Source organism: Streptomyces sp. NPDC022910 (genome assembly GCF_055561075.1).
In genome coordinates, this window is record NZ_JBVHHL010000112.1 from 1 (window position 1) to 9,945 (window position 9,945).

Sequence of the window (9,945 nt, forward strand, 5' to 3'; positions counted from 1 at the left end):
TGGCAACCTCTGGATGCCACCCATCGCACAGACCACCTGACCAGGACACCTCACACACCGTCACCGATCAGCCGCATTCCTGCTGAATGCTTACGATCAAGGGGAAGCTTCACCCTCGGCGTGCTCCCAGAGATCCGCCGACTGTCTTGTGGGCTGCACCGGGGCAGCGCGCCGGATGTATGGCGCGGCGCCCCGGTGGTCGGCAGCCGGACTATGTGTGCAGGAACTGCACCAAGGCGCAGTGAGCGCTCAGGCCTGGATCTGGCCGCCGTCGACGAAGTACTCGGCGCCAGTGACGAACGAGCTCTCCGGTCCGGCGAGGAAAGCCGCTACTGCGGCGACTTCTTCGGGACGGCCTACCCGCTGCAGCGGGATCTGGGACGCGAGCACGCCGTGGAAGTCCTCGGTGCTGAGCCCGTTCAGTTCCGCGAGGTTCGCGATGCCGGTGGTGGCGGTGGGGCCGGGCGTGATGACGTTGACGCGCACACCGCGCGGTGCCAGTTCGGCGGCCCAAGTGCGGCCCAGATTGCGAATCGCGGCCTTGGAGGCGGCGTACAGGCCCATGCCGGCGACGCCCTGGTAGCTGGACGTCGAACCGAGCAGGAGCACCGATGCCCCCTCCGTCAGGAGCGGCAGCGACTTCTGCACGGTCAGCAGGGTGCCCTTGGTGTTTACGCCGAAAACGTGGTCGAACTGCTCTTCCGTGGCGTCTGCCAGGCTGGTCTGGACGCCCAGGCCGGCGTTGGCCACCACCGCGTCCAAGCGCCGCCGGTCGCCGCGGATGACATCCATGACGTGGTCGAGGTCGGACGCCTGCGAGACGTCGCACTGCACGGCAATGGCCGCGGGACCGCACTCCGCCGCCGCAGCTTCGAGTTCATCCTTGCGCCGACCAGTCAGGTAGACGCGGGCGCCGTCGTCGGAGAAGCGCTTGGCGATCGCCATTCCGATGCCGCTGGATGCTCCGGTGACCAGAACTGTCTTTCCGTCCATGGAGGGCATGGCGGGTATCCTTCCGATAGTGGTATCCGTGATGTTTGGACTCATGGATCGCCTAGTGGTGTCTGGGCTTATGCATCGCCTAGCTAGGGGGAGCCGGGCCGGGGACCTGGCTGTTCCTGGGTGTTCGGCCCTGGTCCGGCGTGTCGCCTCTGGCGGGCGGAGCCCGTCCTGCAGGCCCGGGTCGAGCGCGTCAGGCAGCTCAGCGGGCAGCCCGCAGGCTCACCCCGAGCCTCCGCTGCACGGTGAATCGTGCACCAGGAGAGGTAGTTCTTGACGACCTAGTCCAGAACCTAACCCGTTATGGACGGGATAGTCAAGAACGGCTACCGTAGAGAACATGGCGAGACCCCGAAGCTTCAACGAGGGCGAGGTCCTGCGCGCCGTCAGGGATCGGTTCTGGTCGGCTGGGTACGCAGCGACCAGTGTGGACGACATACTCAGCGACACCGGCCTTGGTAGGGGCAGCCTCTATGGCGCCTTCGGGGACAAGCGCAAAATGTTCCTGCGGGCCTTCGGCGACTACTGCGACGAGCTGGTCGAGGGCGTGCGCAGTCGTCTCGACGGACCGGACGAGCGTGCCTTCGCCCGTCTGAGTACCCAAGTACTGGCCATCGCCGAAGCCACCGCATCCGACGCCGGCTTCCGGGGCTGCCTGCTCGCCAACGGCACCGCGGAGCTGTCAGGACGCGATCCGGAGGTAAGGGCGATCGCCCGCCGCACTTTCGGCGCCTTGGGAGGACTGCTCACGGACTCTGTCGCCGCAGCTCAGCGGGCGGGCGACATCAGTTCCGACGCCGAACCTGCTCGGCTTGCCGGCCTCATCCTGGCGGTCGTCCGTGGCATCGAGGCACTTGGTAAAGGTGGCAGCAGCCCCGAGTCTTTGCATGCCATCGCCGAGACAGCTCTCTCGCTGCTGCCCCGTCCGTAAGGCGGGCCGGCCGGCACGAAGTCGGGACCGCCTTCGGGAAGAAGCCGTCCGGCCACGGCGTGGTGCCGAGCGGGCCCTCGGCCCGCAGCGTGAACGACAGCGAGTTCCTGCGTTCGCGGCTCCGGGAGGATGACCTACCCTGCGGACCTGAGTAGCCGTGCTCCATGGGGGATGTGCGTCGTGGCCTGTCGCCTGGGTGCCCTCGTCATTTCCGGAGCCTCCGTTCTACCGTTCGCGCACAGTCACCGACGCTTGGGTGCGGTGTTTCCGCCGAGGGGCCTCATTCGATGACCCGGGGAGGCTGGCACCTCCGGCAGGAAGGCTCCCGTGCTCAAGGAGGTGCACATGAGCCTGCTCGAAGGCCTGCGTCAGCCCCGGCAGCAGTGCTGGGTCGATGCCGTCAAAGAACAGACGCCTGACTACATCGACGTGCCCGGGCGCGGCGGCTTCGAGCTTCTCCCGTCCGACGGCTGTCAGGGCTGCGTCCCTCGCGCGGCCATCCAGGATCGACGGTTGCCGTTCCACCAGGCCCCGGCGCTCCATACGCGTCAGGTGATGAGACAGTCGGCTGAGTTCCCAGCCGATCGTCGCGGCCAGCAGGCTCAGTTGGAGACGGCCTTCCTCTGCGTTCGACAGAGCTACAAGGACGTCGTAATCACCCAACGACAGGGCATGGTCATTCAGAAGCTGCCCATTCATCTCGTAGCTCAGGCGCAACTGCACCCTCATGTACGCATGCCATACCCGCTGCTGCTCCGCAGTCAGCCACGGCACTCCCTCATTCCACGAGCCCTCGTTTTCTCCTGACACCTCACGTCCTCAACTATCCTTGCGGCCGCTCTGCGCTTGCGACCTTAGTGGACCTGGCCGGCGCCGGGTCCCGCCGGCTGCGAACGTCACGGCAGCTGCCGGTTCACGCCCGCACGTAGCTCTCCTAGAGTCTGTCTTTGGTTGTGATCATGATGTGGTTTCGAGGCTGCGGATCCAGATGATCGCTGCGCGTAAGTGGAGAGCGGCGAGGTAGCTTTCGGGCGTTTTGTCGTAGCGGGTGGCGATGCCTCGCCAGTCCTTCATCTTGTTGATGGCGCGCTCGACGGTGTTGCGGTCGCGGTAGAGGCCGGGGTCGCAGGTGACGGGCCGGCCGCCGCGACTGCCCTTGTTCTTGCGGTGGGCGGCCTGGTCCTTCTTCTCCGGGATGACGGCCTTGATGCGGCGTTTGCGCAGGTGGGCGCGGTTGGCGCGGGAGGAGTAGGCCTTGTCGCCCGCGACGGCGGCCGGACGGGTGCGGGGACGGCCGATGGGCAGGCGGACCCGCACCTTGTTCAGGACGGGGATGAACTGGGGGCTGTCGGCGGCTTGCCCGGGGGTCAGGATGAACGCCATCGGGCGGCAGCGCCGGTCGGCTGCGAGGTGGATTTTGCTGGTCAGCCCGCCGCGGGACCGCCCGAGGAGGGCGGCTTTGAGGCGGGCCCTGCGTCGTCGCCGCAGGCGCCGCCGCTCCGCCCTTTCTGGCCTTTCTGGCCCGTCTTCACCGCCTGGCCCGTTGTGCCCCTGTGACGATCCCCTTCTTTGCGTGCCCTGTCTTCCTCCAGTGCAGCCTCCTCGAGTGCGGCCATGACCTCCTCGTCCAGGCGCATGCCGGCCGCGTCGTGGTGGGCCCGGGCGGTGGTGGAATCCACGCTGACCAGCGATAGGTCGACCTCGCCGTGGCGGGCGGCCTCGGCGATGACGCCTTCCAGAAGTGCCTGGAAGACGCCGGCGTCCCGCCAGCGCGCGAACCGGTTGTAGACGGTCTGCCACGCGCCGAACCGCTCGGGCACCTCCCGCCACTGGCTGCCGGTGCGGAATCGCCAGATCACCCCCTCGAACTGCTCACGCAGTCGCTCGGGATACGGGCCGAACTCGCCAATCGGCAGGTAGGGCTCGACGAACTTCCACTCCCCGTCGGTCAGTTGTGTACGCGTCACACCAACGTCCTACCGGACCCAGCCCTCGACCGGAGCCAAAACCCGACTTTGATCACAACCAAAGACAGGCCCTAAGGGGCAGCAACAGATCGGTCCGGGGACGGGCCTGGTTCCGGCCAGTTCTGCATGGCCAAGCCGATGACCTGGAGGAGCTCCTCCCGGCTGACTCCGCCGGCCGCCTGCACTGCGATGCCATAGGTCAAGGTAGTGACATACCGGGAGAGTTGAGCGGGGTTGCAGTCGGGTGGGAGATCACCGACTTCGCGAGCGTGCTCGAAGCGCTGACGAATGATCTGCTCGCCGTCCTGCCGCCAGGTGACCAGTGCCTCGCGGGCGACGCGGCCGGGCTCGCCGGTGGCCAGCGCTCCCTGCACGCCCAGGCAGCCTGCCGGACAATCCGGCTGCGTCGTGGCCTGGACCGCTCCCTGGAGCATCGCTTCGGCCACCGCGCGCGCCGTAGGTTCCTCCACAGCCTTGCCTACGTAGCTTGCCGGTCCCTGGGTGTAGCGCGTCAGGGCTCTACGGAACAGTTCCTCCTTGTTGCCGAAGGCCGCGTACATGCTGGTGCGCGTGATGCCCATGCCGTTCGTCAGGTCGGTGAGACTGGCACCTTCGTAGCCCTGTTCCCAGAAGACCCGCAGGGCCCGGTCCAGTGCTTCGTCGAGATCGAAGCCGCGTGGCCTGCCCATGGTCGATCGCTGTCCACTGCTGCTCATGCTTCCACCATACCGGCATCTGTATCGATCGGTACACAAGCGAGGCAGAGGCGTGCTACGGTGACTTCGGCATCGATCGGTACGGAATATGTGCGGATTCCGGCAGGGCGAGTGCGGCTCGACCGCGCCTGGCTGTCGGGATGGGTGCGGGAATGTATCGGATTGCGGGGAACGCGTGGCGGTGAGTGATCAATGCTTGACATGTCATGTAAATCTGTCTGCGGCAAACTCCGCACCCCCGAACTGCTGCACCACCTCAGGATCGCCGTGTTCGTGGGGACCGTGAAGCCCGTGTCGAAGGTTCCAAGCGGCGTCAGTAGTCGTCGGAGGGTGCACGCTCGACACCCCGCTGCCGTTGGCTGTCTCAGCCGGAGCCAACTGCCGACAGCCCCAAGCGGGCGCGCCAGGGTCCTGCCGGACAGACGATCCACGGTGTCCGGCGGCTCTCTCGGTTCTGTCGCCTTCTCTGTCGTGAGCACTACATTTGGAGTGAACGATGTTCTCCCAGCCTTCTCCGAACGAGCCGTCGGCAGCACGCGCGGGTATACCCCGAGCGTCCCGGCGCGGCTTTTTGCGGGGCGCGAGTGCCGCCGGCGTGTTGGCCGCGGCGCCTGCCGCGTTCATGGCCAACCCCTCCCAGGCATATGCCGAGGACAGTGGTCAGCTGATCCTGCCTGTGGCGACCAGGCATATCGCTCCCATCAACGTCCACGTCCCCGAGGCGATGCTGCGCGACCTGCGCCGCCGACTGGCTCAAACTCGGCTGCCGGAACGTGAGACGGTTACCGATACCTCCCAAGGGGCTCAGCTCGGCAGGATGCAGGACCTGCTGGAGTACTGGAGGACCCAGTACGATTGGCGCCGCTTGGAGCGCCACTTGAACTCCCTGGGCCAGTACCGCACCGAGATCGACGGTCTCGGCATCCACTTCCTCCATGTGCGCTCCCGGCACGCTGACGCGCTGCCTGTCGTGCTGGCCCATGGCTGGCCTGGCTCCGTGGTGGAATTCCTCAAGGTTATCGGCCCGCTGACCGACCCGACTGCTCACGGTGGCACCGCCGCTGACGCTTTTCATGTGATCATCCCCTCGATGCCGGGGTTCGGGTTCTCCGACAAGCCGACGGTGACCGGCTGGACGCCCGAACGCATCGCTGCCGCCTGGGCGACGCTGATGACCCGTCTGGGGTATCACCGTTACATCGTCCAGGGCGGCGACGCCGGAGGATCTGTCGCCACGCAACTGGGCAAGCTTCGGCCGGACGGCCTGCTCGGCGTCCACCTGAACTTCCCTGAGTACCTGCTGACGAACACCGCCCTTACCGACGGTGAGCCCACACCTGCCGAACAAGCGGTCTTGGCGCAACAACAGCAGTTCGCCCTCTGGTACTCCGGATACTTCCAGGAGCAGGCCACCCGCCCGCAGACCCTCGGCTACGCCCTGAGCGATTCACCTGCGGGACAGGCCGGCTGGATCTACGAGAAGTTCGTCGACTGGACCGGCACCGACGGACACCCGGAGAGCGTTCTGACACACGACGACATGCTGGACGACATCTCGCTCTACTGGTTCACCGGAACCGGCGCCTCCTCGGCGAGGCTGTATTGGGAGTTCTACCGGGCCGACCACCAACTGGCCGAGCTTGACGTGCCGGTGGGGGTCAGTGTCTTCCCCGGAGAGCTGGTCCGCACCCCGCGCGTCTGGGCCGAGCGTGCCTACAAGGATCTTGCCTACTTCAACGACGAGATCCCAGCAGGTGGACACTTTGCCGCCTTCGAGCAACCCCGCCTGTTCGTCGAGGAGATCAGGGCGTTCACCCGGGTCATCGCCTGAACCTGACCAGGAGAGCGTGATACCGCACTCATTGCATGACACGCCATTAATTGACATGTCATGTAAATCGGGATCGCCCCGAGGCCCGCTCACGGTCAGGCCCCCGGAACGTTCGACGACCGCCACAGATCGAACAGAAGATCAAACAGAATGGAGAAGACGGCCATGTTCATCGGGCGAACCGGCCTGTGGAGCGTGGAACTGCGCACCCAGAATCCCCCGGAAGTGCATGACGTCGCCGCAGAGCTGGACCAGCACGGCTGGGGAGCTCTGTGGATCCCAGGCCTGGCCAGCGGAGACATCCTTGGCGACGCGGAGCGGCTACTGCGGGCGACCAGCAACGCTGCCGTCGCAATCGGCGTACTGGGTATCTGGGGCTACCCAGCCTCCGACATGGCTGCCGGACATGCTCGCCTCCGACACGCCTATGGCCCGCGGTTCATGCTTGGCCTCGGTGTCAGCGACGCCGCTTCAGCGCGCAAAGCAGGAGGTATCTATCGCCCGCTGGCTGCCATGGACGCATACCTCGACCAGCTCGACCAGGCACCCGACCCCGTACCCGCCGACGAGCGCATCATCGCTGCGCTGGGGCCGAAACTGACCGAACTGGCGGGCCGACGCAGCGCCGGTACCCATCCCTTCCTGGTGACACCCGAGTTCACCGCCGAAGCCCGTACCCTGCTCGGCCCCAAGGCGCTGCTCAGCCCCTATCAGGCCGTCGTGCTCAGCACCGACGCGGACCAGGCCCGGAACACCGCACGCGGGTTCCTCGCCCCCGCCTTCACGATGTCCCACTACGCCCGCAGCCTGCTCCGCCAGGGCTTCACCGAGGACGACCTTGCCGACGGCGGCAGCAACCGGCTCATCGATGCCTTCGTGGCCTGGGGTGATGTTGACACGATCGCTGAACGCGTCCGTGCCCAGCACGACGCGGGAGCTGACCACGTGGCACTGCATGTCATCAGTGGCCGGTCCGGGTTTCCGCTGCGCGAGTGGCGGGACCTCGCTCCTCTGGCCCACTGAGCCACCACCCTGCCTTCTGCACGCGGCAGGGAGCCCACATGGCTGGGCACAGCACGCCCGTGACGCGACACAAACACCGCGCTCCGCTTGCTCCTCTGGCGCCCTGTCCGCCACAGCCCTTACTCACACCCGCGTGCCCGCCAACCAACACCACCCCTGCACCCGAGATTCCACGACCCAGAAGCGCCGCACAGCCGGCGCGACACCTCTTCCACTCCATTCAGAGACGGCTTTTACCATGAACGCAGCCTCACAACACCGCAGGCCACGACAGCTCACCCAGCACCTCATCCTCCTGTTCGCCGCTGTCGTCACTCTGGTCACCATGGCCACCCAGGCCAGCGACACCGTCGCCGAAGCAGCCCCCGCCCCCACCGTGAGCACGGCACCCGCGTGCGTCGCACCGGAGAAGCCCCTCAGCAAGAACTTCGACGCCGCGACCCAGCACGACGCTGACTTCAATCGGCAGTTCCGGCACTGCTTCACCACCGTCGACGGCGTGCAGATGCACTACGTTATCGGCGGCCACGGACCCAATACCACCGTACTTCTGCACGGATGGCCCGAGAGCTGGTATGAGTTCCACGGGATCATGCCCGAACTGCTGCCCGGCCGCACTGTCATCGCCGTCGACCTGCCCGGAATGGGAGATACCACCGGTAAGCTCGACAACTACAAGAAGACCACCATGGCCCGCTACGTCCACTTGCTGCTCGACCGTCTGGGCCACCAGCAGGACGTTCAGTTCGTGGCTCACGACTTCGGCGTGGGCGTCGCCTACGCCCTGGCCGCCGAGTACCGACAGCAGGCGGCCGGACTGTTCCTCATGGACTTCCCCCTCGTCGGCAAGAACCTGACGTGGGCCGCGGTCGCGCCGCTGTCCTGGCACTTCACCTTCAACGTGCAGAAGCCCCTGGCCGAGGAACTGGTGGGGGGGCGCGAGCAGCAGTTCTTCAGCTACTTCTACCCCACTCAGTCACACGTCAAGGAGCCCGTCCCGCCGCGTTCCGTGGCCGAGTACGTCCGCGTGTACTCCCGCTCCCAGGTACTGCACGCCGGGTTCGAGCTCTACCGCACCTGGGAGCAGGACGAGATCGACAACAAGCGGCTCGAGGCTGAGCCCCTGGCTATCCCGGTCCGGCTGCTCTCTCAGGACGGCCTGATCGACCCGCTGCTTGCAGCCGTCAAGGACGCTGCCCCCCAAGCCACCGGCACCGACATCGACGGAGCCGGGCACTGGCTGCTGGAAGAGCGGCCTCAGCGGGTCCTGGAGGAGATCAACGCCTTCTACCCCACCCACTGATCCCCCCGATGGACGGTCCGCTGGCGCGCATGGAGCGCCAGTGGCTGCCGAAGTATCCCCAGACGTGTCGTCTCTGGGGCCGGCGGACAGCCGGTGGGGCCTGCTCCCGCGTCTTCGTCAGCCCGCCCTGGACGGCTGGACGCTGGTCTTCGGCGACTCCTCCCAGGACACCCACCGCATCGAGGATGCAGACGACCGGGACGAGGCCCTCGCCCTCGTCGTGCGACAACGGGGCACCAACCTCAGCCACCGTTTCGGGTCCGTCCAGTCGTACGGGATGAGCTGCGGTGACGACTGGACCGCCTGGTGCATCGCTGAAGGCGGAGAAGTCGTGCGCCACTACGACGCGTACGACGCTGACGAGGACGGCGACGATGAACCCGCGCACCCGGCCGAATCCGGCTACCTCCTGCCGCACCAGGACGGATTCCCCGAAGATGCCTTCGACGGCGTGAGCCCCACGGATTCCGAGGCGTTCGCTGCCCGGTACCGTCAGGTCAAGGAGGATCTCCAGATCCCCGACACCTCCTACGCGGACGACATCGCAGCGCGGCTGTCGGTCGACTCCGCAGCACCGGGAGCGAAGACCTCGGGCTGCGGAGTCCTCGCTCTCACTGCATGCGGCCGAGAACACGGTCCACCCCGCCGGGGCGCTGCTCGTGTGACGTTGCCGTCTGCCCGGACGGGAATCATCCGCGTGGGAACGGCTCGGGAAGCGATCTCCGACAACTTGGGAAGCGATCTTCACTCGGCCTTGCTCGGCCCTGGTCAGCCCTACTCGTGAACACCCCGGATCATGGATTGGTTCATGGCGGCATTGGTGGGGGCGGCTGGCGGCGCCTCCATGGAGGCTGTCGACATCGTCAAGGCCATCAAGTGGCACCGTCAGATGCCGTGGAACGTCCAGTCAGACACCATTGATCCGCCCCAGCGCAGAGCTGATGTACGGCCTGACGAGGAGCACCTGCCCGCACCCGGCTGGAAGGCATATTGCGTCGCCAGCGTGCTGCGGCTACTCGTCAGCGGCGCCCTGACCGGTGCCGTGGCAGCCACGTATCCGCAGAGCACAAATCCCCCGGCGGTGTGAGGTGCCCCGAAGTTTCCGGACAGGGACCCAATAGGATCTCTACGTAAGGAAACGAGAGGCAAGACGTGGCACCACCCAGTAAGTACTC

General features: G+C 66.4%; 9 protein-coding genes and 1 pseudogene. 6 read left to right on the forward strand and 4 right to left on the reverse strand.

The features are described from left to right. Positions 1-249: 249 nt before the first annotated feature. Entirely contained in the window at positions 250-1,002 is a 753-nt protein-coding gene (locus tag ACZ3TS_RS41620) for an SDR family NAD(P)-dependent oxidoreductase (RefSeq protein ID WP_467628068.1), read from the reverse strand. A 337-nt stretch (positions 1,003-1,339) separates the two neighbouring features. On the opposite strand from ACZ3TS_RS41620, the gene ACZ3TS_RS41625 reads away from it, so the two are divergent. After that, positions 1,340-1,930 (forward strand): TetR/AcrR family transcriptional regulator, encoded by a 591-nt coding sequence (locus ACZ3TS_RS41625; RefSeq protein ID WP_467628071.1) that lies wholly within the window; start codon positions 1,340-1,342, stop codon positions 1,928-1,930. Between the two features lie 225 nt (positions 1,931-2,155). Here the strand turns inward: ACZ3TS_RS41625 and ACZ3TS_RS41630 are convergent, their stop codons facing one another. The 3 genes and pseudogenes from ACZ3TS_RS41630 to ACZ3TS_RS41640 form a co-directional block, all read right to left on the reverse strand. After that, positions 2,156-2,659, reverse strand: a complete 504-nt coding sequence (locus tag ACZ3TS_RS41630; protein ID WP_467628073.1) for a MarR family winged helix-turn-helix transcriptional regulator — start codon at positions 2,657-2,659, stop codon at positions 2,156-2,158. Between the two features lie 228 nt (positions 2,660-2,887). Then, positions 2,888-3,897 (reverse strand): annotated as a pseudogene (locus ACZ3TS_RS41635) (IS5 family transposase). 71 nt (positions 3,898-3,968) lie between these two features. After that, entirely contained in the window at positions 3,969-4,613 is a 645-nt protein-coding gene (locus ACZ3TS_RS41640) for a TetR/AcrR family transcriptional regulator (protein WP_467628075.1), read from the reverse strand. 496 nt (positions 4,614-5,109) lie between these two features. Here ACZ3TS_RS41640 and ACZ3TS_RS41645 point away from each other — a divergent pair, with 496 nt between their 5' ends. The 5 genes from ACZ3TS_RS41645 (at position 5,110) to ACZ3TS_RS41665 (ending at position 9,857) form a co-directional block, all read left to right on the forward strand. Beyond that, positions 5,110-6,444 (forward strand): epoxide hydrolase family protein, encoded by a 1,335-nt coding sequence (locus ACZ3TS_RS41645; RefSeq protein ID WP_467628077.1) that lies wholly within the window; start codon positions 5,110-5,112, stop codon positions 6,442-6,444. Between the two features lie 165 nt (positions 6,445-6,609). Beyond that, the gene (locus ACZ3TS_RS41650; protein WP_467628080.1) at positions 6,610-7,467 is read left to right on the forward strand and encodes a TIGR03620 family F420-dependent LLM class oxidoreductase; all 858 of its coding nucleotides are present in this window, start codon (positions 6,610-6,612) and stop codon (positions 7,465-7,467) included. 238 nt (positions 7,468-7,705) lie between these two features. Further along, positions 7,706-8,770, forward strand: coding sequence for an alpha/beta fold hydrolase (locus ACZ3TS_RS41655; protein WP_467628082.1), 1,065 nt, complete (start codon positions 7,706-7,708; stop codon positions 8,768-8,770). A gap of 40 nt (positions 8,771-8,810) precedes the next feature. Further along, on the forward strand, positions 8,811-9,554 hold the full coding sequence (locus tag ACZ3TS_RS41660; protein WP_467628085.1) for a hypothetical protein: 744 nt from the start codon (positions 8,811-8,813) through the stop codon (positions 9,552-9,554). Positions 9,555-9,566: 12 nt separating this feature from the next. Then, positions 9,567-9,857, forward strand: coding sequence for a hypothetical protein (locus ACZ3TS_RS41665; protein ID WP_467628087.1), 291 nt, complete (start codon positions 9,567-9,569; stop codon positions 9,855-9,857). The last annotated feature ends 88 nt before the right edge of the window (positions 9,858-9,945 follow it).